Raw genomic sequence first — 24,778 nt, 5'->3', positions numbered from 1 at the left:
GCCCCTTCTCATCGTTTCTTGGATGAGAAGGGGCCCCTCCCGACACCTCAGCGACCCTGGTTGGCGACCGCCGCGGCGGCCTCCCTGGCGGCCTCGGGGTCGAGGTACGCCCCGCCGGTCACCAGCGGGCGCATCGACCGGTCGAGGTCGTAGCGCAGCGGGATCCCGGTCGGGATGTTGAGCTTGGCGATCGCCTCGTCGGAGACGCCGTCCAGGTGCTTGACCAGCGCCCGCAGCGAGTTGCCGTGCGCGGCGACCAGCACCGTACGGCCGGCCAGGATGTCCGGCACGATCGAGTCGAACCAGTACGGCAGCATCCGGTCGACGACGTCCTTCAGGCACTCCGTCTTCGGCATCAGCTCCGGCGGCAGCAGGGCGTAGCGCGGGTCGCCGACCTGGGACCACTCGTCGCCGTCGGCGATCGGCGGCGGCGGGGTGTCGTACGACCGGCGCCAGAGCATGAACTGCTCCTCGCCGTACTCGGCCAGGGTCTGCTTCTTGTCCTTGCCCTGGAGGGCGCCGTAGTGCCGCTCGTTGAGCCGCCACGAGCGGCGTACCGCGATCCAGTGCCGGTCGGCGGCGTTCAGCGCCAGCTCGGCGGTGCGGATCGCCCGCCGGAGCACGCTGGTGTGCAGTACGTCGGGCAGCAGGTTGTGCTGGCGCAGCAGCTCGCCGCCGCGCCGGGCCTCGCTCTCACCCTTGGCCGTGAGGTCCACGTCGACCCAGCCGGTGAAGAGGTTCTTGGCGTTCCAGTCGCTTTCGCCGTGCCGGAGCAGCACCAACGTGCCCACCGCGGCGCCCTCGCCCGCCACCGCGGCTCCCTCCGGCCGATCACTCGTGCTCGCAGTCATGAAACTCATCCTGCCGGACCCGTCGGGCAGGCATGCGGCGACCCGGGGTGACGACCGACACGTGGAAAACGGGATGACCAGGTCGGACCCGCCGCACTAGCTTCGTAAGGCGTTTGACAATGAGCGGTCATTACAAACACGGGGGCGGCGGATGCGGACGGTCGGGAAGTGGTTCCAGGACACCACCGGGGGGCTACCCCGAACCTTCTGGTACCTCTGGGCCGGCACGCTGATCAACCGGCTCGGCTCCTTCGTCCTCGTCTTCCTCGCCATCTACCTCACCACCGAGCGGGGCTTCTCCGAGTTCCAGGCCGGGATCGTGCTCGGGCTCTGGGGTGCCGGCGGCGCGGTCGGCACCCTCACCGGCGGGATCCTCGCCGACCGGTGGGGCCGGCGGCCGACGCTGCTCACCGCGCACCTGGGCGCGGCGGCGATGATGCTGGCGCTCGGCTTCGCCCGGGACCTGTGGCTGGTCGCGCTCGGCGCGCTGCTGCTCGGGATGTTCGCCGAGGCGGCCCGGCCGGCCTTCGGCGCGATGATGGTCGACGTCGTACCGGAACGGGACCGGCTGCGCGCCTTCACCCTGAACTACTGGGCGATCAACCTCGGCTTCGCCTCCGCCGCGATCCTGGCCGGGCTGGCCGCCGAGGCGAGCTACCTGCTGCTCTTCGTGGTCGACGCGGTCACCACGGTCACCACCGCACTGATCATCTTCCTGCGGGTACGCGAGACCCGACGGGTCCGCCTCGACGCGGCCGGGCTGGTCGCACCGCACCGGGGCGGGCTGGGCAGTGCGCTGCGCGACCGCGTCTTCGTCGGTTTCGTGGGGCTGAACATCCTGCTGGCACTGGTCTTCATGCAGCACATCTCGATGCTGCCGATCGCGATGGGCCAGGACGGGCTGTCGCCGTCGACGTACGGGTCGGTGATCGCGGTCAACGGGGTGCTGATCGTGGCCGGGCAGCTCTTCGTACCGCGACTGATCCGGGGACGGGGGCGGTCCCGGGTACTCGCCCTGGCCGCCCTGATCACCGGGCTCGGCTTCGGACTGACCGCGTTCGCGGACGCGGCCTGGTTCTACGTGCTGACCGTGCTGATCTGGACCCTCGGCGAGATGCTCAACTCTCCCTCCAACTCCACCCTGATCGCCGAGTTGTCCCCGGCGGCGCTGCGCGGTCGTTACCAGGGACTCTTCTCGCTCTCCTGGTCGGTGGCGACGTTCGCCGCCCCGGTCGCCGGTGGCTTCGTACGGGAGCAGTTCGGCAACTCGGCGCTCTGGCTGGGCTGCGCGGTGCTCGGCGGGGTGGTGGCGGTCGCCCACCTGCTCTCCGGGCCGGCCCGGGAACGGCGGGTCACGGCACTGCGTACGGCCGAGGTCGGCACGACGGGACCGGCTGCGGGCGCGACCGGCCCGCAGCCGGAGGCGGCGAGCCCGGAGGCGGCGGGCGGCGCGGCGGCGGGCGGCGCGGCGGCCGACGAGCCGGGCTCGGGCCGGCGCTCGGCCACCGCCCGGGCCTGAGTCGGAATTCGACGACACCCAGCGGCGGAGACGACTGGCGCAGAGTTACGTAATTACGTAAACTCGAAGTCATGACGCTGGAGGAACGGGTCGCCGAACTGGAACGACGGCTGGCCGCCCTGGAGGACCGGCCGGACGCCCCGGCGCCCCGGCCGGAGCCACCGCCCTCGGGCGAGGGCGACTTCTGGGCCCTGGACGGGCTGAAGACGCGACTCTCCGCGCTCGGCGCCGAGCAGGGCGGGGTGCTCTACACCGGCTCGGTCCGACTACCCAGCCACGAGCGCTACGACTGGCAGTACGGCCTGCCGACCGAGGCACTGCTCGACGGCGAGGCGGGCGACTGGACCGACCTGGCGGAGTCCTTCGCCGCGCTCGGCCACCCGGTCCGGCTGCGCCTGCTCCGCGAGATCCTGGGCGGCCGGCGTACGGTCGCCGAACTCACCGCGCTCGACGGCCTCGGCACCACCGGACAGGCCTACCACCACCTGCGGCAACTGGCCGCGGCGGGTTGGTTGCAGAGCCCGGGTCGGGGGCGTTACGAGGTGCCACCCGGACGCGTCGTGCCGCTGCTCGTGGCGATCGCGATCGCCCGCACCTGACATCCCGGCGCGACCCGTCGACGCTTGAGAGGAGACCCGCATGTTCAAGGCACTGATGATCCTGCACCGCTGCTGCTGGCTGGCGTTCCTGGTGATCCTGGTCGCCGGCTTCTTCCTCGACTTCACCTCACTGTGGGGCTGGCTGGCGATCGCGCTCGCCATCGCGCTGCGGGTGGTGATGGGGCGGATGCTCGCCAGGGCGCAGGCGCGGGTCTCCGACTCGCCGGTCGAGGTCGACCCACCGGTGGTGGGGCGCTGGACGGCGCTGAACAGCCCGGCCAGCAAGGTACCGAGCCACGGGGTGCGCGCCTACGGGCAGGCGTACGCGATCGACCTGGTCGCGGAGCCGGCGGACCGGCCACGTCCGCGCTTCGGCTGGTGGCCGCCGGTCCGGCGCAACCGGGACTTCCCCGGTTTCGGCGCACCGCTGCTGGCGGTCGCCGACGGCACCGTGCTGCGTGCCGTCGACCGCAACCGGGACCATCTCAGCCGCAACTCGTACCCGGCCCTGCTCTACCTCGTCTTCGAGGGACTGTTCCGGGAGATCGCCGGCCCCGGCCAGATTCTCGGCAACCACCTGATCCTGGACCTCGGCAACGGCCGGTACGCCGCGTACGCGCACCTGCGGCGGGGTTCGCTGCTCGTCCGCCCGGGCGACCGGGTACGAACCGGCCAGCCGGTGGCGGAGTGCGGGAATTCCGGCAACTCGACCGAACCGCATGTCCACTTCCAGTTGATGGACAATCCGGATCTGGACGTCGCCCGGGGAATTCCATTCACGTGGCGGGAAATCGGCGTTCCGGCCAACGGAGAGGTCTTCTCGGTCGGCACCGCCGCGACTACCTGACGACCGCGACCACCACCTGCGCCGGGCGGGATGGACCGGCGGCGGCGGGCGACGTTCACCCCCGTAAACGTCGCCCGCACGCACCGCCGGTTACAGGTGGCGTGCGCCGTCCCCCAACGGCTTCACCTACCACCCGTCCCCCAGCGCCAGTGCCCGGTGCACAGATCTGCGCGATCTGTCGTTCCCCCGAACGCTTCCGAGCGTGGCGCGTGCAATAACGTTAGTTGTCGCCGGATGACCGGCACAAGCCGGTGCCTCTGTCTCGCCCATCACATCCAAGGACGATCGATATTCCGGCGCCTTGTGGTGCAACACTCCAGGCGGTCCGAGACATTCCCGGCCACCTGCCGGGAATGTCAGCCGTCCTCGCGCATCGGCGATTCGGTACGGAAGAAGTTGCTCTGCCGCCCGTCGGAGAGCTGCTCCTGGTAAATGAAATTCAGTTGGCGTAGGTCGAACGTGTGGAACCAGTCGTCCCAACTAACCGGCTTCAGTCGTCCGCCTTCCCGCCAACCGGGGAAGTCAAACGTCAGTACGCCGAGCCGGCCCTCGCGTTCGGTGCCCTCGATCGTGGCCGGTTGGGCGTTTCGGCCCTCCGCCCAGCGCCGGATCACGTCGTGGTCCCGGGTCACCAGGCTCCGCCCCGGACGCTCGGGCGTGTCCTGCGGGGAGGAGATCGGCTGGGCGTACTTCAGCGACTTCGACTGCCCACCGCCGTTGGAGCTGGCCTTCCGGGCCCCGCCCGCCTTGCTGGCCGGCGCGGCGGTCGACTTCCGGGCTCCGGTCGTCTTGCGCGCGGCCGTGGTGCTCTTCCCGGCGGTCGTACCCTTCCGGGCGCCGGTCGCCTTGCCCGGACCCGTCGCCTTGCCCGGGCCGGTCGCCTTGCCCGGGCCGGTGGCGCGGGCGCCGGTCGCCTTGCCGGCCGGCGCGGCCGCGGTCCGCTTGGCGCCGCTCGTCGTCCGGGCGGAGGTCACGGCCTTGCGGGCCGGGGCCTTCTGGGCGGCGGCCACCGTCTTGCGGGCCGGTGCCTTCTTCGCGGTGGCCCGCTTCGCCGGTGCCTTCTTCGCGGTGGCCCGCTTGGCCGGCGCCTTCTTCGCGGCCGCCCGCTTGGCCGGCGCCCTCTTCGCCGTGGTCTTCCGGGCCGGCGCCTTCTTGGCGGTCGCCCGGGCGGTGGTGGTCTTCCGGGCCGGGGCCTTCTTCGCCGCGACCGTGCGGGACGGCGCCTTCTTCGCGGCGGTCCGCTTGGCCGGCGCCTTCTTCGCGGTCGCCCGCTTGGCCGGCGCCGCCGTGGCCTTCCGGCCGGTCGTCCCGCCCCGGCTCTCGGCTTTCAGCGTCCGGACCAGGCTCTTCACCAGGTCCATCTTGCGTAGCGCGGATATGCCTGAAATGCCGCGTTTTTTGAGCTGTCCCCGGATGTCGTCGGCCTTCATCGAGCTGATCTTCTGCTCGTTGATGTCGCCCGTACTGCTGGATCGGCTGCTGCTGCTGGATCGGCGCTTGGTCGCGGTCGCGGTTGCGCCGCGACCGGAACTGTTCCGCTGAGCCATGAGATCCTCACGCTCCCTCTGACAGTCTGTCTCGGCAGGCGGCGCGGCCATCGCCACATCCTGGTGCCGCCGCCGGGGCATACCCGTCAGGGGCGGTCCAAACCCGAGTTTTCCGTCGCCGAACGCTCGAAGAGGTGCGCGAACGCTCGCAGGTTCGCCAACGACTCACCCCGGCTGACCCGCCACTCCCACTCCCGGCGGATCGCCGAACCGAAGCCGATCTCCAGCATCGTGTCGAACGACTCGTCCGCGTACGTCAGCACGGAGCCGAAGAGCCGGTCCAACTCCTCCTCGGTCACCCCGGCCAGGCCGACCCGGCCGGTCAGGTAGACGTCACCGACCGCGTCGACGGAGAACGCCACCCCGTACATCCGGGCGTTGCGCTGCAACAGCCAGGTGAAGAGTTCCTCGCGCCGCTCGTCCGGCTGGCGCATCACGAACGCCTCGATCCGCAGCGAGTGCTCCCCGACGATCAGGTTGCAGACCGTCTTGAGCTTGTGCGTGCCCGGCAGGGTGACCGCGTAGGAGTATTCCCCGGTCGACTCGCAGGTCAGCTCCCGGTCGGCACAGACCGCCTCGATCAGCCGACCGATCTCCGCCCGAGACTGCATCTCCGCCCCTTCCCGTCCGGCTCGCGGCACGCGCGTTCAGCAGGTCGCCAGCGGGAGCGCCGCGGTACCGTCCGCCAGCTCCGAGGCGAGCCGGTCACGGTACTCCGCCACCGCCTCACGGTAGACCCCGAGCAGCCCCCCGGCGGTACGAGCCCAGGAGAAGGCGCGGGCGTGCTCGACCGCGCCCCGGGACAGCTCGGCCCGACGCCGTGGCGCGGCCAGCAGCCCGCCGAGCACCCGTGCCCAGTCGCGCGGGTCGTGCCCGTCGACGAGTACCCCGCTGCTGCCGTCCCGGACGGCGGTGACCAGGCCACCCACCGCGGCGGCGACCACCGGGGTACCGCAGGCCTGTGCCTCCAGGGCGACCAGGCCGAACGACTCGTTGTGCGACGGCACCGCCACCAGGTCGGCGGCCCGGTAGAGCGCCGGCAGGTCGTCGCCGGTCTGCGGCGGCAGGAACCGCACCGCGTCGCCGACGCCGAGCCCGGCGGCGAGTTCGATCAGCGAGGTCGGCTGGTCCAGGCCGCTGCCGCTCGGTCCGCCCGCGATCACCACGGTGACCGTCCCGGCGGTCCCGGGTTGCGAGCCGCGCAGCTCGGCGAGGGCGTGCAGCAGCACGTCCGGCGCCTTCAGCGGTTGGATCCGGCCGACGAAGGCGACGATGGTGCCCCGCTCGGGCAGCCCCAGCCGGCGCCGCGCGGCGAGCCGGGCCGCCTCCTCCCGGCCGGCCGGGGACGGGGTGAACCGGTCCAGGTCGACGCCGGGGCGGACCACCTCGACCCGGTCCGGGTCGGCGTCGTACCGGGAGATCAGGTCCCGGGCCTCGACCGTGGTGTTCGCGACCAGCCGGTCGGCCTCGGCCACCACCTGCTCCTCGCCGATCACCCGCGCCTTCGGCTCGGGCCGGTCCCCCTCGGCAAGCCGGGCGTTCTTCACCTTGGCCAGGGTGTGCGCGGTGTGCACCAGCGGTACCCCCCAGCGCTCCTTGGCCAGCCAGCCCACCTGGCCGGAGAGCCAGTAGTGCGAGTGGATCAGGTCGTAGTAGCCGGGCGGCCGGGCCGCCTCGGCCCGCAGCACCCCGGCGGTGAAGGCGCAGAGCTGGCCGGGCAGTTCCTCCTTGGCCAGCCCCTCGAACGGCCCGGAGGTGACGTGCCGGACGGTCACGCCCGGGGCCATCTCGACCACCGGCGGCAGGTCGCTGGAGGTGGCCCGGGTGAAGATCTCGACCTCGACGCCGGCCTCGGCCAGCCGCCGGGAGACCTCGACGATGTAGACGTTCATCCCGCCGGCGTCGCCGGTGCCGGGTTGGTGCAGCGGTGAGGTGTGCACGGAGAGGGTCGCGATGCGTCGTGGCGTCGGCCACGGCTGGATGCCTCGTTGCCGGGCTACGCCGGTGTGCAGTTCCGCCACGTCCGCTCCTTCTGTCAACGTGTTGCGCCGTCCCGCACGACCGGGTCACCTCACAGAGCAACCACCGTGATGGGTGTCATCTTCCCGATCGGGCCACCGCCAATCGTCCGGGTGCCCGAGGAGGTGACCGACCTCATTCGGGCCCAGGTCACGGCATCGGGACGGCTTGGGCCAGAATGTCCCGATGACCCCTGTCGCGATCGTCACCGGAGCGTCCAGCGGGATCGGCGCCGCCACGGCCCGCCGGCTGGCCGCCGAGGGTTTCTCCGTACTCGCCGCCGCCCGCCGGGCCGACCGGCTGGAGACCCTGGTCGACGAGATCCGCCGGGCCGGCGGTACGGCGACCGCACAACCCTGCGACGTCACCTCCGACGAGTCGGTCGCGGAGCTGGCCGCCGCCGCCGCGGGGCTGGGCGGGCCGGTCACCCTGCTGGTGAACAACGCCGGTGGGGCGCGCGGACTCGACCCGGTCGAGTCGGGTTCGGTCGCCGACTGGCAGTGGATGTACGACGTCAACGTGCTCGGCACGCTCCGGGTCACCCAGGCGCTGCTGCCCGCCCTGGAGTCCTCGGGCGCCGGGACCGTGGTGGTGCTCGGCTCCACCGCCGGCCTGATCGTCTACGAGGGCGGCGGCGGTTACACGGCGGCGAAGCACGCCCAGACGGCGCTGGCCGAGACGCTGCGGCTGGAACTCTGTGGACGGCCGATCCGGGTCGTCGAGATCGACCCGGGCATGGTCCGGACCGAGGAGTTCGGGCTGGTCCGGTTCGACGGCGACGCCGAGCGGGCGGCGGCGGTCTACGCCGGGGTCGCCGAGCCGCTGGTCGCCGACGACGTGGCCGACTGCGTCGCCTGGTGCGCCACCCGGCCGCAGCACGTCAACGTGGACCGGCTGGTGGTCCGGCCGCTGGCCCAGGCGGCCCAGCACAAGGTGCACCGGGTCGGTACCGCCAGCGGGGGGTGAGCGATGCCGCCGCGCCGGTCGGACGCCGCCGACGGTGACCCGGGCGGTGCCGGTCGACCCGCCGGGCCGGGACCGGCCGGTCGGCGCGGCGCGGCGCCGCCGGCCCGCCCGGTCGGTGCGGTGACCCGGGGGACCACCAACCCCAACCGGCTGCGCCGGGTGGACAACTGGATCGCGGCGACCTGCGCCGACCTGCTCCGGGACGCCGCCGACCCGCTGGTGGTGGACCTCGGCTACGGTGCCAGCCCGGTCACCGTGGTCGAGCTGCGGGCCCGGTTGGCCGCCGCCGTCCGGCCGGACGTCCGGGTGGTCGGGCTGGAGATCGATCCGGTACGCGTCGCCGCCGCCGAGCCCGCCGCCGACCCGCCGGGACTCGCCTTCGACCGGGGCGGGTTCGAGCTGGCCGGGCTCCGCCCGGTGCTGGTCCGGGCCTTCAACGTGCTGCGGCAGTACGCCGAGCCGGAGGTCGTACCGGCCTGGCGGAGGATGACCGGGGCGCTGCAACCGGGCGGTGTGCTGGTCGAGGGGACCTGTGACGAGCTGGGCCGGCTGGCCGGCTGGCTGCTCGTCGACGCCACCGGCCCCCGTACGCTGACCCTGGCCGCCCGGCTCTCCACACTGGACAGTCCGGCCTCGCTGGCCGAGCGGCTGCCCAAGGCGCTGATCCACCACAACGTGCCGGGTACCGGCGTACACGGGCTGATCCGGGCGCTGGAGGAGGGTTGGCGGGACGCCGCCCCGTACGCCACCTTCGGGCCCCGGCAGCGCTGGCGGCGTACGGTCGAGGCGGTCCGCGTGGCCGGCTGGCCCGTACTCGACCGGCCGGCGCGGTGGCGGCTCGGCGAGGTGACCGTGGCCTGGTCGGCGGTGGCACCCCCCGGCGACCTCGGGGGGCCGGAGCCGGCGCGGTAGCCCCGCACCGGGTGCCCGCCCGGCTAGCGGGTGCCGAGTCCGGCCGGCGCGGCGGCCCCGCCGAGTCGGGACGTCCGGATCGCCAGATAGCAGGTGGCGGCGCCGAAGGGCACGAAGAGCGCCACCAGCAGCAGGGCCAGCGAGCCGAGGCCGGTGTCCCGGAAGCCGACCAGGTCGAGCAGGACGAAGACGGCCGCGCAGCCGAGCAGCATCGCGGTGGCGGCGAGCTTGTCCCGGACCGGCCAGAACCGGGAGAGCCAGAGCAGCGCCGCGACCGCGACCGGGACGACGTGCCACGGCCGGACCGGCCCGAACGGCAGGGCGACGGCGGGGACCAGCACCAGGAACGGGCCGAGCCCGCAGCAGAGCAGCACCAGCGTCTCCAGCGGGCCACGGCGGCGGGGCGGCACGCCGAACCGCTCCCGGGCGTCGGCGCCGAGGGTCGCCGGATCGCCGAGCCGGTCGAGCATCGCGCGCACCTCGGCCAGGCTCTGCCCGTCCGGCTCCGCCCGGCGTACGGCGATGTGCTCGGCGATCTGGTCGAGCACCTCCTGCCGGCGGTCGGCGGGCAGCGGTGCCAACTCGGCGCGCAACCGGCGCAGATAGCCTCGGACGAGCGCGTCGGGGGTGCTCGGGCTCATGCGGTCTCCTTCGGGACGACGAGGGAATCCACCGCGTCGCGGAACCGGATCCACTCACCGACGAACTGGTCGAGCCGGTCCCGCCCGGTGGCGGTGAGCCGGTAGTAGCGGCGGGGCGGCCCGCTGGGCGACTCCTGCCAGGCGGTCTCCACCAGACCGTCCCGGCGCAGCCGCGACAGCAGCGGATAGATGGTGCCCTCGCTGGTCACCATGCCGTCGACCGCGCCCAGTTCGCGGACGAGGTCGAGGGCGTAGCGCTCGCCGGGGCGGAGCAGCGCGAGCACGCAGTATTCCAACGTGCCGCGGCGGAGTTGGCCGGGCAGCGCCTCGGGTCTGGCCGCCGCCATCTAGCGACGACCGGCGTGGACGGTAACCATGCGGGGCATGGTACCTTGCGCCGCAAGGGACCGGGGCGCGCCGGTCTCCGGCGCCTGGGACGACGGGGCCGGCTCGGGTCTCAGAGGGCGCAGTTCACCAGTACCGGCTCCGGGTGCAGGGTGGCACCGAACCGGTCGTGCACCCCGTCGCGGATCTCCCGGGCCAGCGCCAGCAGGGCGTCGGTCGAGCCGCCGTCCCGGTTGGTCAGCGCCAGGGTGTGCTTCGAGGAGATGGCCACCCCGCCCGGCCCCTGGTAACCCTTCGGATAACCGGACTTGTCGATCAACCAGGCGGCGCTGACCTTCACCGTGCCGCCCGCACCGGGCCAGGAGGGTGGCTCGCCGAGCCCGGCGGCCCGCTCCCGCAGCGCCTGGTACGCCTCGGCGTCCAGCACCGGGTTGGTGAAGAACGACCCGACCGAGCGGGTGTCCGGGTCGGTCGGGTCCAGCACCATGCCCTTGCCGGCGCGCAGCGCGCGTACGGCCGCCCGGGCGTCGGCCAGCGGCACCCGGTCACCGACCTGCACCCCGAGCGCCCGGGCCAGCTCGGCATAGCGCACCGGGGCGGAGAGCGTCGAGCGGAGCAGCCGGAAGTCGACGGTGAGCACCGTCCACCGGTCGTTGTACTTGAAGACGCTGGACCGGTAGCCGAAGGCACACTCGGCCGCGCTCATCCGGGTCACCTCGCCGGTCAACCGGTCGTACGCCTCGACCCCGGTGACCGTCTCCGCCACCTCCTGCCCGTACGCCCCGACGTTCTGTATCGGGGTGGCGCCGGCCGACCCGGGGATGCCGGAGAGGCACTCCACCCCCGACCAGCCGGCCTCGACGGTCGCCGCCACCAGGTCGTCCCACGGCTCGCCGGCCGCCACCCGGATGGTCACCGCCGCCTCGTCCTCGGCGACCACCTCGAAGCCCCGCGACCGGACCAGCAGCACCGTGCCGGGGAAGCCCTCGTCCGCGACCACCACGTTGCTGCCGCCCGCCAGCACCAGGACCGGCTCGTCCCGCAGCTCGGCCTCGCGCAGTTTCGCCGGGATTTCATCCGTTCGGGTCGCGGTGACCAGTCGCCGGGGCGCACCGCCGAGCCGCAGGGTCGTATAACCGGCCAATCGTGCGGGATCGGCGGCGTCGGCGGCGGTTATCGGGCGGGCGTTAACGTCTGGCACAGCATTCACCCTAGGCTGAGAGAGAGCCCGGCCGGTGGCGGCCCGGTGGCACGGGAGGATCGTCATGACCAGACTGCACGGCACCAAGGACTTCTGGATCGGTGCGCTCCGCGCCGAGGGGCCGACCTTCGGCGCCACGGTCGCCGAGGCGCCGCTCGACATCCGGGTGCCGTCCTGTCCCGAGTGGACCATGACCGACCTGGTGCACCATCTCGGGTCGGTCTACGCCCGGGCCCGGGGTATCCTCAACCGGGGCAGCACCGAGCGGGCCGACCCGCTCACCGTCCCGGACGGCCTGCCGACCGGAGCGGCGGCGGTGGAGTGGTGGCGGCAGGAGTTCGACCAGCTCATGGCTGTGCTGGACCGGGTCGACCCGGAGGCGCCGGCCTGGAACTACGCGCCGCAGCCGAAGAGGGCCGGGTTCTGGCACCGGCGGATGGCGCTGGAGACCGCGGTGCACCGCTGGGACGCGCAGATGGCGGTCGCCGCCGGGGAGCCGATCGAGGCCAAGCTCGCGGCGGACGGGGTCGGCGAGGTGCTCGACACCCACCTGCCGGCCGCCAGGCGGGCGACCGAGCAACCCTTCCACGGGGTGGTCCACCTGATCGCGACCGATGCCGGGCAGGAGTGGTACCTGCGGCTGCGCGGTGCCGGCGTCGCCCTGCTGGACACCGACACGATCCTGGACAGCGACGACCACCACGCCCGGGCGCAGATCTCGGGTACCGCCAGTGACCTGCTGCTCGCCCTCTGGGGACGGCTCGGCTTCGACACCCTCGACGTGGCCGGCGACGCGGGACTGCTCCAGGGGCTGCGCGTCGGCTGACCGGCACCGGCCCGGCACCCCGCCGACGGGGTTGTTGACCTTCAGGCGCGCGTGGAACCATTTCCCCGGCGGCTGAGCTGAGGAGCGGAGATGGCGGTGACCCGCGCGCGGCCCACGCTGGAGGCGGTGGCTCAACGGGCCGGAGTGTCCCGGGCCACCGTGTCCCGGGTGGTGAACGGCTCGACCACGGTCGCCGAGCCGATCCAACAGGCGGTCCGGCGGGCGGTGCGGGAGCTGGGCTACGTCCCCAACCTCGCCGCGCGCAGCCTGGTGACCCAGCAGACCGACTCGGTGGCGCTGATCCTGCCGGAGGCGTCCACCCGGGTCTTCTCCGACGACCAGGTCTTCCCCGGGATCATCCTCGGGGTCAGCCGGGAACTGGAGGCCGCCGGCAAGCAGCTCGTGCTGACCCTGGCCGAGTCGGCGGCCAGCCACGAGCGGGTCGAGCGCTACGCGATGGGCGGGCACGTGGACGGCGTACTCTTCGCCTCCCTGCACGGCGCCGACCCGCTGCCCGGGGCGCTCGCCCAGGCGGGACTGCCGGTGGTGTGCAGTGGCCGCCCGCTCGGCCAGGCCCCCGTCCCGGTGCCGTACGTCGACGTCGACCACGTCGCCGGGGTACGCGGCGCGGTCCGGCACCTGCTCGACTCCGGCCGGCGACGGATCGCCACCATCGCCGGCCCGCAGGACATGGTGGCCGGGATCGACCGGCTCGCCGGCTACCGCGCCGAACTCCGGGACGCCGGACGCCGGCCGGTCGAGGCGTTCGGCGACTTCACCCGGGAGTCCGGGGCGGTCGCGATGCGGCAGCTCCTGGCCCGGGACCCCGACCTCGACGCGATCTTCGTCGCCTCCGACCTGATGGCGCACGGCGCACTCCGTACGCTGCGCGAGGCGGGGCGCCGGGTGCCGGAGGACGTGGCGGTGATCGGGTTCGACGACATCGAACTGGCCGGCTACACCGACCCGCCGCTGAGCACCGTACGGCAGCCGATCCAGGATCTCGGCCGGACGATGACCCGGCAACTGCTCCGGCTCGCCGCCGGTGAGCGGATCGAGCCGACCGTCCTGCTCCCCACCGAACTCGTGCTGCGCGCCTCCGCCTGACCGGTCCGATAGCTCGGGTCAGCCCGCTGCGGGGGCGGTCACGGCGGCCCGGTCGCGGTCGCGGTGGTCGATCGACTCGCCGAGCGATCGGCGGGCCAGCAGGGTGGCTCCGGCGACGGCGGCCGGGGTGAGCAGCACCGCGCCGAGCGGGATCAGGAAGCAGAGGAAGACCGCCACCCCGAAGCCCAGGGTCAGCGGGCGGTTCGCCCGCAGCGCCCGCTGCCGGTCCGGCAGCCGGAGACCGCGCCGCTGGAACGGCACCCCGACCATGCCCATCGCCAGGAACCAGCCGCCGACCATCGCGGCGACCACCGGTACGACGAACTGCCCGACGATCGGCACGAACCCGGCGACGAAGAGCGGTACGCCGAAGAGCACCGACCGGCCGAGCAGCCGTGCCGCGTCGGCGATGCTGCGCCGCAGCGAGCGCCAGAACGGCAGCTCGACCTCGCCCGGCACCCCGCCGTAGCGCTCCTCCACCCGTTCGGAGATCTTCTCGTAGAACGGGTCGCCGATCACCAGCGTGATCGCGGTGAAGGTGAGCACCCCGAGCAGGCCGCCCAGGCCGAGCAGGGCGAGCCCGGCGACGACCCGGAGGATCTGGCGCGGCCCGTCCGACCAGTCGTCGGCGAACGGGGTGATCAGCGCGGCGAGCTCGTCGGAGAAGTAGATCAGCGTGCCGAGGCCGGCCAGGTAGAGCGCCCCGGAGATGACCGCGGGCACGATGCCGAGCAGCACCAGCCCCGGGCTGCGACCGTAGACCGCGAGCCCCCGGAACAGCAGCCCGACGCCGGCACCGAACGCGGAGAGGAACGAGCCGAGCCGGCGCGGGCGCGGCTCGGTGGGGGTGGGGGTCTGCACGACCCGAGAGCCTATCGGCCGTTCGGCACGCCGGCACGGCGGCGCGGTGCCGCCCACGCGGAGACGACGGCGCCGCCGGGCGGAACGGCGTCGGCGCGGCCGGGCAGGATGGGACGCATGCGCGCCGCCCGGCTGATCTCCCTGCTCCTGCTCCTGCAGAACCGCGAGTCGATGACCGGCGCCGAACTCGCCCGGGAGCTGGAGGTCTCGGAACGGACGATCTACCGGGACGTACTGGCCCTCGGCGCCGCCGGCATCCCGATCTACGCCGACCGGGGTCGGGCCGGCGGCTACCGGCTGCTCGGCGGCTACCGGACCCGGCTGACCGGGCTGAGCCGGACCGAGGCCGACGCGCTCTTCCTCTCCGGGCTGCCCGGCCCGGTCGGCGAGATGGGGCTCGCCGACGTGGTGGCCACCGCCCAGTTGAAGGTGCTCGCCGCGCTGCCGAGCGGGCTGCGGGACGCGTCGACCCGGGTCCAGCGGCGGTTTCATCTCGACGTGCCGGGCTGGTTCCGGAAGGCGGAACCGCCGGCCTGGCTCAGCGAGCTGGCCGAGGCGGTGTGGCAGGACCGGACGGTCGAGTTCCGCTACCGCCGTGGCGACCGGGAGGTGACCCGCAGCGTCGAGCCGTACGGGCTGGTGTGCAAGGGCGGAGCGTGGTATCTGGTGGCCCGGGTCGGCACGGGGCACCGTACCTACCGGATGGACCGGATGACCGAGGTGACCGTCGGCACGGAGACGTTCAGCCGGGACGACTCGTTCGAGCTGGCCGCCTACTGGGCCGGCCAGGCGGAACGGTTCGTCCGGCAGATGCTGCGCGACGAGATCACGATCCGGCTCAGCCCCGCCGGCCGGTACGCCCTGCGGTACGTCACCGAGGCGCCGGCCGTACGGGAGGCCGAGGCGAACGCCGGGGAGCCCGACGAGCAGGGCTGGGTGGTCACCCGGCTGCCCGTCGAGTCCCCCGACGTCGCGTACGGCCAACTGCTCAGCCTCGGCCCGGAGGTCGAGGTGTTGGAGCCGGCGCCGTTGCGGGCCCGGCTCGCCTCGGCGGCCCGGCGGCTGGCCCGGCTCTACGCCGATGACCCGCCGTAGCCCGTGGCGGGCTGCCGGCGGAGGCCGCCGGTGGACGGGTCAGCGGTAGCCGGTGGCGTCGGCGGGCTTGCCGGCCGCCTCCACCTCCACGATGTACCGCCAGGCGTCCGGCTGGCTGCCGTCGACGTCGGTGAAGCCGTACACCTTGGCGAGTTGTCCGCTGGAGAGCGACTGCCCCGACCAGCGGGCCTTGTCCGGGTCGGCGGCGAGCGCGGCGACCGCCCGGCCGACGTACGTCGGGCTCTCCGAGATGACGAAGTGCGGCTGCTTCTCGATGGCGTCCCGCCAGTTCTCCTCGGTGACGCCGAACTCGTCGAGCATGAACTCGGAGCGCAGCCAGCCCGGGGTGAGCGCGACCGCCGTGCCGCCGTGTTCCCGCAGCTCGTGCGCCCAGAGGTAGGCGAGCCGGTTCACCGAGGTCTTCGCCAGGTCGAAGAAGGCCGAGAGCCGGTAGTTCTGGTCGTTGTACTCCTTGGTGCCGTCGCCGACCTCCACCACCAGACCGCCGGGGTTGCGGATCAGCAGCGGCAGCGCGAAGTGACTCGTGATCATGTGGGTGTCGACGGCGAGCCGGAGCGTACGGAAGCCGTCGTCGAGGTTCTGCTCCCAGATCGGCTTGTACCAGCCGATCAGCCGGTCCGCCCCCCAGACGTCGTTGACGAGTACGTCCAGTCGGCCCTGTTCCCGGTCGATCCGCTCGACCAGCGCGCGTACCTGGTCGGGGACGAGGTGGTCGACCTGCACCGCGATCCCGACGCCGCCGGCCGCGGTGACCAGCTCGGCGGTCTCCTCGATGGTTTCCGGCCGGTCCACCTCGGAGCGTTTCTCCCGGGTGCTCCGCCCGGTGGCGTAGACGGTGGCGCCGGCCGCGCCGAGCTGCACGGCGATCTGCCGGCCGGCACCCCGGGTGGCTCCGGCGACGAGTGCGACCTTTCCGGTCAGTTCTGCTGTCATGACGCCGACTCTGACAGCGAATCCTGACAGCCTACGTCTGGATTTCCGCTCGCGTCCCCGATCTCCGCCAACTCGGCCGCCCACCGCTCTGACCAGCGCAGGAGCGGGCGCAGCGCCTCGTACGCGCCGTGTCCCAGTTCGGTCAGGGCGTACCCGCTGTCCGGTCCCTGCCGCACCAGTCCGGCGTCGACCAGTTCGCCGAGACGCTGGCGGAGCACGCTGGAGGACATCGAGTCGCAGCGCTGGCGCAGTGCCCGGAAGCCGAGCGGCCCGCCGTGCAGTTCCCAGACGATCCGCAGGCTCCACCGCCGGCCGAACAGGTCGAGCGCGGCCATCAGCGGTCGGCCGGTGGTCGAGCCCCGGACCGCCCGGCCGGGCCTGGGAGTGTCTGCGGTCGTCCCGCCCATCCGCGTCCCGCCCTCCCGTCGGCGCCGAGCAGGGCCGCCCCGGGCGCTGTCGGCACGTCGAATCACACTCGCGCTTCGATTTCCGACACACTATCGTGGTGCCGAGCGATTCGGATTCCGAATCGGCGACCGAGCGACGGGAGCCGGCATGAACGGGTTGACCACCGCACTCTGCCGACGGCTGGGGATCACCGCCCCGGTCGTCCAGGCGCCGATCGGCTCGGCCGCCACCCCGGAACTGGCGGCGGCGGTCTGCACTGCCGGTGGGCTCGGCACCCTGGCCCTGACCTGGGTCGAGCCGGAACGGGCCCGGGACCGGATCCGGCAGCTCCGGCGGCTGACCGACCGGCCGTTCGGGGTCAACCTGGTGCTGGACTTCCCGGTCACGGCGAACCTCGCGACCTGCCTCGACGAGGACGTGCCGATCGTCTCCACCTTCTGGGGCGATCCCGCCGAGGTGCGCGGGCCGATCGAGGCCGCCGGAGCGCTGCACTTCCACACCGTCGGCTCGGTGCCGGAAGCCCGGCGGGCGGCCGAGGCCGGCGTCGACGTGGTGGTGGCGCAGGGCTGGGAGGCCGGCGGACACGTACGCGGTCAGCTCAGCACGATGGCACTGGTACCCGCGGTGGTGGACGCGGTCTTCCCGCTGCCGGTGGTGGCGTCGGGCGGCATCGCGGACGGCCGCGGCTTGGCCGCGGTGCTCGCCCTCGGCGCCCAGGCCGGCTGGCTCGGCACCCGGTTCGTGGCGGCCACCGAGGCCGGCAGCCACGAGGAGTACCGGCGTGCGGTCGTGGCGGCCGACGCCGCCGACGCGGTACACACCACCTGCTTCGACGGCGGCTGGCCGGGCGCGCCGCACCGGGTGCTGCGCAACGCCACCCTGGACCGCTGGCTGGCGGCCGGCTCGCCGCCCGGCCCGGACCGGCCAGGCGAGGGCGACGTCCTCGCCACCGACGCCGCCGGCCGGCACCACCTCCGGTACGCCGACATGGTGCCGGTGGCCGGAATGACCGGCCGGCTCGACGAACTCGCCCGGTACGCGGGCCAGTCCGTCGGCGGGATCCGCGAGATCTCCCCGGCCGCCGACATCGTCGACGGGCTGGTCGACCAGGCCGCGTCGGCGCTGCGCCGGCTCGGCGTCAGCTGACCAGCCGGACCCGCACCCGCCGGTTCGCCCGCCCCTTGCTCTCCACCTTGACCACCTGGACCTTGCCGATCTGGGCGGTCGAGCCGACGTGGGTACCGCCGTCGGCCTGCACGTCCAGCCCGACGATGTCGACGATCCGGATCTCCTGCTCGTCCGCGGGAATCAGGTTGGACTGGGTCCGGATGATGTCCGGCAGGGCCAGCGCCTCGTCCCGGGGCAGCACCTTCACCGCGACCGCCCGGTCGGCGGCGACCTCGGTGTTGACCAACTCCTCCAGCCGGGCCTTGAAGTCGGTCGGCACCTCGGGCAGGTTGAAGTCCATCCGCGCCTCGCCCGGTTCCATGTTGCCGCCGGTGACGAGCGCGCCGAAGTCCCGGAACACCACGCCGCAGAGCACGTGCAGCCCGGAGTGGGTACGCATCAGCAGGCTGCGCCGCTGGTCCTCCACCGCGCCGGTCACCGCCGTGCCGGGCGGCGGTAGCGGGTCACCCTCGGCCGGGATCAGATAGAGGTCGTCGCCCTTGCGGGTGCCGACGATCCGGGTCTGCACCCCCTGCCAGAGCAGCACCCCGTGGTCCGGCGGCTGGCCGCCGCCACCCGGATAGAAGGCCGACCGGTCGAGCACGATCCCCTGCTCCGCGTCGGCGGAGAGCACCGTGCACTCCCACTCCCGCAGGGTCGGGTCGGCGAGGTCGAGCCGGTGCGTCCGGCCGTGCTGCGAAACGCCCATGGCTCGCCACGTTACCCCGGCCGGCACGATCGCGGTGCTACCGGCCGCCGGGGCTCGACGGCATGCTCAATTGAGGAAGCCGGAGATCCGTTCGCGCAGGTCGGCGCGGTGCGTCCAGAGCAGGCCGGGCTTGTCGTAGACGTGCAGCGTCGCCGCCGGCAACGCCTCGGCGAGCTGCTCGGCGACCGCGACCGGGTGCAGGTCGTCGCCGGCACAGCCGATCACCAGGGTACGGGCGGTGACCGCCGCCAGCGCCGAACGCTGCCGTACGGCGACCTGACCGGCCAGGTCGGCCAGCCCGGTGGCGAGACCGTCCCGGGTCAACTGGTCCACCCGCTGCCGCAGATAGGCCCAGCCGGCCGGGGTGTTGCGGATCGCCGGTGGCACCTCGAAGGCGACCGCCTCGGCCACCTCGGCGGCGTCGCCGCTGCGTACCGCGCCGAGCAGCTCGGTGAGCCGCCGCCGGGCCACCTCCGGCCGGGGTTCGTCGAGTACGGCCGGCAGCACGAAGACCGCCCGCTCGAAGCGGGCCGGACTCTCCCAGAGGAGCCGGCAGAGCGCGCCCGCGCCGAGGCTGATCCCGAGTGCCCGGCTGGCGCCACCCAGATCGGCGATCGCCCGCAGGTCACGGGCGAGGTCGGCGTAGCTCCAGTCGCCCTCCGGGGCCTCGGAGCGGCCGTGACCACGGAACTGGAAGAAGATCTTGCGTCCGTTGACCGCGCTGCCCAGCGGCCGGGTGGTGGAGATGCCGGTGCCGAGCCCGTGTGCGAAGACCGTGACCGGGTCACCGTCGCCGGTCACCAGCCGCTCCAGCCGTACGCCGTGCGGGGTGGCGACGAGCTCGGTCTCCGGATCGGGCAGCGCCGGCCGACCGCTGCGCGGCGCGGTCGGCCCCGGGCCGTACGTCCGTGGCCCGCCGTCGGGCGGCGGTGGCCAGCGGAAATCTCTCACCAGAAGCCTTTGCCGTCGGTCAGGTCGCGCAGCCCGACCCGGACGTCGAGCAGATAGATCAACGCTGCCGCGATGCCGATCAGCGCGAAGAGGCTGAGCGGCCGGTAGAGCAGCAGGGTGAGCACCAGGCAGACGGCCAGGATGGCGACCCAGGCTCCCTTGGGGAGGGTGCCGATCGCCGGGAAGGCGTCGGAGCGTTGGGTGATGCAGTGCACGAGCGCGACGCCCTGGATCACGAGGGCGAAGACGATCAGCACCAGGTTGATGATGAAGACGACGTCGTCGAAGAAGAGCGGCGCGGCTGTGCCCATGGCGGAAAGCTTATGCCGGTGACCCCGGGTACGTGCCACTTGGCGCACCCACCCGAGGTCACCGGCCTTGGCTCGGCGACCGGTCGTCGGTCGCGGGCGACTACTTGTCGGCCGCCGGCCGGGTGCGCTTGGCCGCCGGACGGGTCGACTTCGCCGCCGGGCGACGCTTCACCGCGGGGGTCTTCGCCGGGGTCGCCTCGGCCGCCTCGGTCGCCGCGGCGACCTCCTTGACCTGCTCGACGACCTCGGGCGGGGTGGTGCTCAGCGCCGGCTGCCCGGCAGCGGTCACCGCCGGGGTCTCGGTGGCGACCATGTCGGCGTTGACGGTGTCGGCGGCCTGCACCACGCCGGAACCGACCACCCGCTCGCCCCGGGCGACGAGGTCGCCGTAGACGGCGATGGCCCGCTCCTGCGCGGCCTGGGCGCCGGCCACCACCACCGCCGCGTTGCGGATGGTCGCCTCCCGCAGCCCGTCGAGGTCCAGCTCGCGGTTGGTGGCGCGGTGCCGCAGGTTCGCCGCGCCGGAGTTGGCGTTGCGCAGCGTCAGTACGGCCTTCTCGCGCAGCTCGGCGGTGGTGGTCACGGCCTTCTCCCGCAGCTCGGAGCGGGTGGCCTCGTCACCGAGACCGCTGACCACGGCGGGCAGCCGGCGCAACTGCTGGTATGCGAGCTCGCCGGCACCGGCCACCGCGTAGAGCGGGGCGGGGATCCGGGCGGTTCGGGGCTGGGTCATGACTGTTCCTCCTCGTCAGAGGCCGGGGTGACCGTCGGGGTCGACGGCGCGGCCTTCTTGACCGCCTTCCGGGCGGTCCTCCTGGTCGGTGTGGCCGGTGGCGTGGATTGCGCGCCGGGCCGGGCCTCGGTCGGTGGTGCGGCGGCGGCACCCGCCTCGGTCACCGCCACCGATTCGAGTACGGCCTCCGCCGGGTTCCGGCCGACGGACGTCGGGCCCACCACGTCGGCGGAGTCGGTGGTACCGGGCTCGGCGGCCGGAGCGGTGGTGCCGGGCTCGGCCGGTACGTCCGCGTGCCGGAGGTTCTCCCGGCGGAACGTCTCGTAGATCTGGCTCAGCGACTGCTTCTGCGGCATCGTCAGGTCCGGATCGGCCGCGATGGCGGCGAGCACGCCCTGCCCCTCACGGTCGTCGAGCAGCCCGGCCCGGAGGTACATCGCCGGGGTGGAGACCCGCAGGGCGCTGGCGAGCTGCTGGAGCACCTCGGCGCTCGGCTTGCGCAGCCCACGCTCGATCTGGCTCAGGTAGGGGTTGCTCACCCCGGCCTGCTCGGCCAGCTGCCGCAACGAGATCTTCGCGTTGCGGCGCAGGTCACGGATGAACCCGCCGATGTCCCGCGGAAGGTCCTTCGGATTGGCCATGACTCGACGGTAGCCAGCCGCGCTTGCTCCTGCAAGCAGAATGCTTGCGAAAGTTAGCAATAGTTAGCGGCGTCTCAGTCGACGTCACTACACAAGCGGGCGTGCACCGCGCCGGCCCGGTCACCAGCGGGCGCGTACCGCGCCGACCACCTCGCCACCGCCGTGCAGCGGCAACTCGGCCAGCTCGTCGAGGATCGGGGCCTCCACCGACAGCCGGCGCAACGCCGAGACCAGCACCGGCATCCGGCCACGCGACGCACCGTCGTCGATCTTCGCCGCCACCGCGCCGACCCTGGGCACCGCCACCGCGAGCACCCCCTCCGCGCCGCTCTTGGCGAGCAGCCCGGGGATCGCGGCCATCAACCGGGTGTCGTACGCCTGGTCGTCGGTGCCGGCGACCATCTCCGGGTACGCCCGCATCGCGTCCGCGACCGTCCGGGCCACCGAGCCCGGCTCCGCCGAGACCAGCCGGAGGTACGCCCGGGCGAGCCCGGTCAGCGAAACCGCGAGCAGCGGCGCCCCGCAGCCGTCGACACCGACCGCCGCGGCCGGCTCGCCGGTGAACTCCTCGATCGCGGCCGTGATCACCCGCTGGAGCGGGTGCTCGGGCTGCCAGTACTCCGCCACCGGCCAGCCCGCCGCCTGACAGGCGAGCAGCATCCCGACGTGCTTGCCGGAGCAGTTCATCCGGAGCCGGGACGGCCCACCGCCGGCCCGCAGCAGGGCGACCCGGGCCGACTCCGACAGCGGCAGGTCCGGCGGGCAGCGCAACGCCGACTCGGTCAGCCCGGTACGCCGCAGCAGCGCAGCGACCCGGTCGACGTGCACGTCCTCGCCGTGGTGGCTGGCGCAGGCGACGGCCAGGTCGGCACCGGCCAGCGGCAGCCCGGCCCGGAGCATCCCGATCGCCTGGAGCGGCTTGTTCGACGACCTCGGAAAGACCGGCCCCCGGATGTCGCCCGCCCCGGCCCGCACCGACCCGGCCGCGTCCAGCACTACCACGGAACCCCGGTGCACGGACTCCACGAAGCCCGACCGGACCGCCTCCACCAGCGGTACGCCGCCGTCGTAGATCTCGCCCATGGTCGCGGACGGTACCCACCGGGCCGGCGTACCGGCCCGGCGCCCCTCAGCGCTGTGCCGCGAGTCCCAACAGCTCCCGCGCCTGCGCCGGGGTCAGCGGCGGACGCTGGGCGAGCTGCGCCAGCCCGACCGCCCGGGCCACCAGTTGCATGTTCGACTCCACCGGACGCCCCTTGGCGTAGCTGATGGTGTCCTCCATGCCGACCCGCAGGTGCCCGCCGGCCGAGACCGAGGCGAGCATCACCGGGATGGTGCTCCGGCCGATGCCGGTCGCCGAGAACGTCGTCCCCGCCGGCAGGTCCCGCAGCGCCTGGGCACAGGCGACCAGCGCCTCGGTGCTGCCCGGCATGCCGCCCGGCACCCCCATCACGAAGTCGACGTGCACGTGCCCGCCGGCCGGCAGGCCGTACCGGTCGAGCAGCCGGCGCAGCGCGGCCAGGTGGCCGAGGTCGAAGATCTCGTACTCCGGCACGACGCCCCGGTCCTGCATCCGGGTGTGCAGGTCGACGATGAACGCCCAACGGTTGAGGAAGACGTCGTCGCCGAAGTTGACCGTACCCATGGTGCAGGAGGCCATCTCCGGATCGGCGTCGAGCACGGCCAGCCGGTCCGCCTCCGGATCGGTGACCGCGCCACCGGTGGAGAGCTGCACGATCAGCTCGGTACTCTCGCGCAGCGCGGCGACGGTCTCCCGCAGCCGACCCGGGTCGAGGGTGGGCCGGGCCTCGTCGTCCCGGATGTGCACGTGGATCACCGCCGCGCCGAGCGCCTCGCACTCCTTGGCGGTGACCACCAGCTCGTCGAGGGTGACCGGCAGCGCCGGAACCTCCGCCTTCGCCGACTCCGCCCCGGTCGGCGCGACCGTGATCAAGGTGCCCGTCATGCCGGGATCCTAGCCGAGGCGGCGCCCGGTCACTCCGGGTCGATCGCCGCGGCCTGCCCCTCGACCAGCAGCGCCGCGTCGTCCGGTACCGACCGCTTCAGCACGGCGAGCGCGACCGGGCCCAGCTCGAAGTGCCGGACCGCCGTACCGACGAAGCCGACCGTACGCCCGTCGACGGTCACCGGGGCACCCGCCGCCGGAAGCTGGTCGGTGGTCACCCCGTCGAGGTGCAGCAGCGCCAGCCGGCGCGGCGGGCGGCCGAGGTTGTGCACCCGGGCCACCGTCTCCTGCCCCCGGTAACAGCCCTTGTCGAGGTGTACGGCCGGAGCCACCAACCCCACCTCGGCCGGAATGGTCCGGTGGTCGGTCTCGAAGCCGACCCGGGGCAGCCGCTGCGCCACCCGCACCGCCTCGTACGCCCACAGTCCGGCGACCGGTGTGCCGGCGGCGGTCAGCGTGCCGACCACCTCCGGCAGGCTCGGCCGGGGCACCAGCAGGTCGACACCGAGCCGGACCCGACGCGCCCAGCCGCCGCCGGGCAGCGCGCGTACGTCGTACACGACGGTCGGCCGGGGCGGCACGGAGCCGGCGGCGAACTTCGGACCCGGCACCCCGAGCAGGTCCGGTTCGACCAGCCCGGTGACGCCGAGCGCGGCGACCGCCTCGGTGGCGCGCGGACCGACCAGGGAGAGCAGCGCCCAGTCGGCGGTGACGTCCCGGGGGTCGACCGGGGTGAAGAAACGCATCTTCTCCAGATAGCTCAGCAGGCCGCCGGTGTCGCCGGGCTCGGTGTCCAGCCAGGTGGTCTCGCCGTCCTCGGCGACCATGGCGTGCTGCTCGACATGCCCGTGCGGGGAGAGGACCAGCAGCTCGGTGCCCTGGCCGGCGGCGATCGAGCCGAGATGCTGGCTGGTCAGGGTGTGCAGCCAGCTCGCCCGCTCGGCCCCGGGGACGGCGATCACCCCCCGGTGCGACCGGTCGACCAGGCCGACGTCGGTGGCGAGCAGCCGCTGCTCGCGGATCGGGTCGCCGTAGTGCGCGGCCACCGGGCGTACCCCGGCCGCGGCGTGTTCCGGCTCCGGCTGGTCCCGGCTCTGCTCGTCGATCGCCTCGACGGCCACCGCACCCGCGATGTCGATCATTCTCGCCGCTCCTCGCAGTCGCTCCGCCCGCAGACGCCGAAGAGCGCCACGTGCCCGATGTCGACCTGGAAGCCCCGCTCGGCCGCCAGCTTCTCGCAGAGCGGGCCGAAGATCTCCGGATCGACCTCGTCCACCGCCCCGCAGACCCGGCAGACCAGGTGCACGTGGGTGTCCTCACCCGCGGCGTGGTACGTCGGCGACCCGTGGGACAGGTGCGTATGGGTAACAAGCCCGAGGCGTTCGAGTAGTTCCAGGGTCCGGTAGATCGTGGTGATGTTCACTCCGGCCGCGACCTCGCGGACCGCCGAGTGCACCTGCTCGGGCGTGGCGTGCCCGAGCTCCAGCACGGCTTCGAGGACCAGCTGCCGCTGCGCCGTCAACCGCAGTCCGCGGGAACGCAGCATCTCCGCAAGTGACGATTCCGACACCGACAAAGCATAGTGCGCCTCGGCGAGGGCCG

General features: G+C 73.4%; 29 protein-coding genes. 10 read left to right on the top strand and 19 right to left on the bottom strand.

Going from position 1 to position 24,778, the window contains the following annotated elements:
• Nucleotides 1-47: 47 nt before the first annotated feature.
• Nucleotides 48-851 (bottom strand): phosphoglyceromutase, encoded by an 804-nt coding sequence (locus C6361_RS11500; protein WP_107267735.1) that lies wholly within the window; start codon nucleotides 849-851, stop codon nucleotides 48-50.
• Nucleotides 852-1,002: 151 nt separating this feature from the next.
• On the opposite strand from C6361_RS11500, the gene C6361_RS11495 reads away from it, so the two are divergent.
• The 3 genes from C6361_RS11495 (at nucleotide 1,003) to C6361_RS11485 (ending at nucleotide 3,816) form a co-directional block, all read left to right on the top strand.
• Nucleotides 1,003-2,370, top strand: coding sequence for an MFS transporter (locus C6361_RS11495; protein ID WP_107267734.1), 1,368 nt, complete (start codon nucleotides 1,003-1,005; stop codon nucleotides 2,368-2,370).
• 71 nt (nucleotides 2,371-2,441) lie between these two features.
• Nucleotides 2,442-2,969, top strand: a complete 528-nt coding sequence (locus tag C6361_RS11490) for a helix-turn-helix transcriptional regulator (protein WP_107267733.1) — start codon at nucleotides 2,442-2,444, stop codon at nucleotides 2,967-2,969.
• A 40-nt stretch (nucleotides 2,970-3,009) separates the two neighbouring features.
• Complete coding sequence (locus C6361_RS11485) at nucleotides 3,010-3,816, top strand: M23 family metallopeptidase (protein ID WP_107267732.1); 807 nt, start codon at nucleotides 3,010-3,012, stop codon at nucleotides 3,814-3,816.
• Between the two features lie 356 nt (nucleotides 3,817-4,172).
• Here C6361_RS11485 and C6361_RS36970 read toward each other — a convergent pair whose 3' ends face one another.
• Nucleotides 4,173-5,177 carry a hypothetical protein gene (locus tag C6361_RS36970; protein ID WP_234359450.1) on the bottom strand — a complete coding sequence of 335 codons (1,005 nt, stop codon included), beginning with the start codon at nucleotides 5,175-5,177 and terminating at the stop codon, nucleotides 4,173-4,175.
• Between the two features lie 52 nt (nucleotides 5,178-5,229).
• Between C6361_RS36970 and C6361_RS38830 the strand changes: the two genes are divergently transcribed.
• Nucleotides 5,230-5,358 (top strand): hypothetical protein, encoded by a 129-nt coding sequence (locus tag C6361_RS38830; protein ID WP_255416218.1) that lies wholly within the window; start codon nucleotides 5,230-5,232, stop codon nucleotides 5,356-5,358.
• A gap of 91 nt (nucleotides 5,359-5,449) precedes the next feature.
• On the opposite strand, the gene C6361_RS11475 is transcribed toward C6361_RS38830, so the two are convergent.
• Nucleotides 5,450-5,974 (bottom strand): YbjN domain-containing protein, encoded by a 525-nt coding sequence (locus C6361_RS11475; protein ID WP_107267731.1) that lies wholly within the window; start codon nucleotides 5,972-5,974, stop codon nucleotides 5,450-5,452.
• A 36-nt stretch (nucleotides 5,975-6,010) separates the two neighbouring features.
• Nucleotides 6,011-7,384: a D-inositol-3-phosphate glycosyltransferase gene (gene mshA / locus C6361_RS11470; protein ID WP_107267730.1), complete on the bottom strand. Its 1,374-nt coding sequence runs from the start codon at nucleotides 7,382-7,384 to the stop codon at nucleotides 6,011-6,013.
• Between the two features lie 184 nt (nucleotides 7,385-7,568).
• Between mshA and C6361_RS11465 the strand changes: the two genes are divergently transcribed.
• A complete protein-coding gene (locus C6361_RS11465) occupies nucleotides 7,569-8,348 on the top strand; it encodes an SDR family NAD(P)-dependent oxidoreductase (RefSeq protein ID WP_107267729.1) in 780 nt (259 codons plus the stop codon).
• Nucleotides 8,349-8,351: 3 nt separating this feature from the next.
• On the top strand, nucleotides 8,352-9,260 hold the full coding sequence (locus C6361_RS11460; RefSeq protein ID WP_234359449.1) for a class I SAM-dependent methyltransferase: 909 nt from the start codon (nucleotides 8,352-8,354) through the stop codon (nucleotides 9,258-9,260).
• 23 nt (nucleotides 9,261-9,283) lie between these two features.
• Here C6361_RS11460 and C6361_RS11455 read toward each other — a convergent pair whose 3' ends face one another.
• The 3 genes from C6361_RS11455 to C6361_RS11445 form a co-directional block, all read right to left on the bottom strand.
• A complete protein-coding gene (locus C6361_RS11455) occupies nucleotides 9,284-9,901 on the bottom strand; it encodes a DUF1700 domain-containing protein (protein ID WP_107267728.1) in 618 nt (205 codons plus the stop codon).
• Entirely contained in the window at nucleotides 9,898-10,248 is a 351-nt protein-coding gene (locus tag C6361_RS11450; protein WP_107257599.1) for a PadR family transcriptional regulator, read from the bottom strand. The genes C6361_RS11455 and C6361_RS11450 overlap by 4 nt, the downstream gene beginning before the upstream one ends.
• Nucleotides 10,249-10,358: 110 nt before the next feature.
• Complete coding sequence (locus C6361_RS11445; RefSeq protein ID WP_234359448.1) at nucleotides 10,359-11,447, bottom strand: UDP-N-acetylmuramate dehydrogenase; 1,089 nt, start codon at nucleotides 11,445-11,447, stop codon at nucleotides 10,359-10,361.
• A 64-nt stretch (nucleotides 11,448-11,511) separates the two neighbouring features.
• Here C6361_RS11445 and C6361_RS11440 point away from each other — a divergent pair, with 64 nt between their 5' ends.
• Nucleotides 11,512-12,273 carry a maleylpyruvate isomerase family mycothiol-dependent enzyme gene (locus C6361_RS11440; protein ID WP_107267726.1) on the top strand — a complete coding sequence of 254 codons (762 nt, stop codon included), beginning with the start codon at nucleotides 11,512-11,514 and terminating at the stop codon, nucleotides 12,271-12,273.
• 90 nt (nucleotides 12,274-12,363) lie between these two features.
• Nucleotides 12,364-13,380 (top strand): LacI family DNA-binding transcriptional regulator, encoded by a 1,017-nt coding sequence (locus tag C6361_RS11435; protein WP_107257596.1) that lies wholly within the window; start codon nucleotides 12,364-12,366, stop codon nucleotides 13,378-13,380.
• Nucleotides 13,381-13,398: 18 nt separating this feature from the next.
• Here the strand turns inward: C6361_RS11435 and C6361_RS11430 are convergent, their stop codons facing one another.
• On the bottom strand, nucleotides 13,399-14,241 hold the full coding sequence (locus C6361_RS11430; RefSeq protein WP_107257595.1) for an EI24 domain-containing protein: 843 nt from the start codon (nucleotides 14,239-14,241) through the stop codon (nucleotides 13,399-13,401).
• 117 nt (nucleotides 14,242-14,358) lie between these two features.
• Here C6361_RS11430 and C6361_RS11425 point away from each other — a divergent pair, with 117 nt between their 5' ends.
• On the top strand, nucleotides 14,359-15,336 hold the full coding sequence (locus C6361_RS11425) for a YafY family protein (protein ID WP_107267725.1): 978 nt from the start codon (nucleotides 14,359-14,361) through the stop codon (nucleotides 15,334-15,336).
• A gap of 39 nt (nucleotides 15,337-15,375) precedes the next feature.
• Here C6361_RS11425 and C6361_RS11420 read toward each other — a convergent pair whose 3' ends face one another.
• The gene (locus C6361_RS11420) at nucleotides 15,376-16,290 is read right to left on the bottom strand and encodes an SDR family oxidoreductase (RefSeq protein ID WP_107257593.1); all 915 of its coding nucleotides are present in this window, start codon (nucleotides 16,288-16,290) and stop codon (nucleotides 15,376-15,378) included.
• A complete protein-coding gene (locus C6361_RS11415) occupies nucleotides 16,287-16,697 on the bottom strand; it encodes a helix-turn-helix domain-containing protein (protein ID WP_199853325.1) in 411 nt (136 codons plus the stop codon). Before C6361_RS11415 ends, C6361_RS11420 begins: the two co-directional genes overlap by 4 nt.
• Nucleotides 16,698-16,845: 148 nt before the next feature.
• Between C6361_RS11415 and C6361_RS11410 the strand changes: the two genes are divergently transcribed.
• Complete coding sequence (locus tag C6361_RS11410; protein ID WP_107267724.1) at nucleotides 16,846-17,844, top strand: nitronate monooxygenase family protein; 999 nt, start codon at nucleotides 16,846-16,848, stop codon at nucleotides 17,842-17,844.
• Here C6361_RS11410 and C6361_RS11405 read toward each other — a convergent pair.
• From C6361_RS11405 to C6361_RS11365, 9 genes are all read right to left on the bottom strand, one after another.
• Nucleotides 17,837-18,574 (bottom strand): alanyl-tRNA editing protein, encoded by a 738-nt coding sequence (locus C6361_RS11405; protein ID WP_107267723.1) that lies wholly within the window; start codon nucleotides 18,572-18,574, stop codon nucleotides 17,837-17,839. The genes C6361_RS11410 and C6361_RS11405 overlap by 8 nt on opposite strands.
• A 66-nt stretch (nucleotides 18,575-18,640) precedes the next feature.
• On the bottom strand, nucleotides 18,641-19,525 hold the full coding sequence (locus tag C6361_RS11400; protein WP_107257589.1) for an alpha/beta fold hydrolase: 885 nt from the start codon (nucleotides 19,523-19,525) through the stop codon (nucleotides 18,641-18,643).
• Entirely contained in the window at nucleotides 19,522-19,836 is a 315-nt protein-coding gene (locus tag C6361_RS11395) for a DUF2516 family protein (protein WP_107257588.1), read from the bottom strand. Before C6361_RS11395 ends, C6361_RS11400 begins: the two co-directional genes overlap by 4 nt.
• A gap of 100 nt (nucleotides 19,837-19,936) precedes the next feature.
• Nucleotides 19,937-20,569: a hypothetical protein gene (locus C6361_RS11390; protein ID WP_107267722.1), complete on the bottom strand. Its 633-nt coding sequence runs from the start codon at nucleotides 20,567-20,569 to the stop codon at nucleotides 19,937-19,939.
• The gene (locus tag C6361_RS11385) at nucleotides 20,566-21,210 is read right to left on the bottom strand and encodes a helix-turn-helix domain-containing protein (RefSeq protein WP_107267721.1); all 645 of its coding nucleotides are present in this window, start codon (nucleotides 21,208-21,210) and stop codon (nucleotides 20,566-20,568) included. The genes C6361_RS11390 and C6361_RS11385 overlap by 4 nt, the downstream gene beginning before the upstream one ends.
• A 120-nt stretch (nucleotides 21,211-21,330) precedes the next feature.
• The gene (locus tag C6361_RS11380) at nucleotides 21,331-22,293 is read right to left on the bottom strand and encodes an asparaginase (RefSeq protein ID WP_107267720.1); all 963 of its coding nucleotides are present in this window, start codon (nucleotides 22,291-22,293) and stop codon (nucleotides 21,331-21,333) included.
• A gap of 46 nt (nucleotides 22,294-22,339) precedes the next feature.
• Nucleotides 22,340-23,176 carry a 3-keto-5-aminohexanoate cleavage protein gene (locus C6361_RS11375; protein WP_107267719.1) on the bottom strand — a complete coding sequence of 279 codons (837 nt, stop codon included), beginning with the start codon at nucleotides 23,174-23,176 and terminating at the stop codon, nucleotides 22,340-22,342.
• 29 nt (nucleotides 23,177-23,205) lie between these two features.
• The gene (locus tag C6361_RS11370) at nucleotides 23,206-24,318 is read right to left on the bottom strand and encodes a folate-binding protein YgfZ (RefSeq protein ID WP_107267718.1); all 1,113 of its coding nucleotides are present in this window, start codon (nucleotides 24,316-24,318) and stop codon (nucleotides 23,206-23,208) included.
• Nucleotides 24,315-24,746 (bottom strand): Fur family transcriptional regulator, encoded by a 432-nt coding sequence (locus C6361_RS11365; protein ID WP_107267717.1) that lies wholly within the window; start codon nucleotides 24,744-24,746, stop codon nucleotides 24,315-24,317. Before C6361_RS11365 ends, C6361_RS11370 begins: the two co-directional genes overlap by 4 nt.
• Between the last annotated feature and the right edge of the window lie 32 nt (nucleotides 24,747-24,778).

The organism is Plantactinospora sp. BC1 (genome assembly GCF_003030345.1).
In the GTDB taxonomy this organism is placed as follows: Bacteria; Actinomycetota; Actinomycetes; order Mycobacteriales; family Micromonosporaceae; genus Plantactinospora.
The sequence above is the reverse complement of the archived record's forward strand: the minus strand, read 5'-3'. Positions and strand labels throughout refer to the sequence as shown.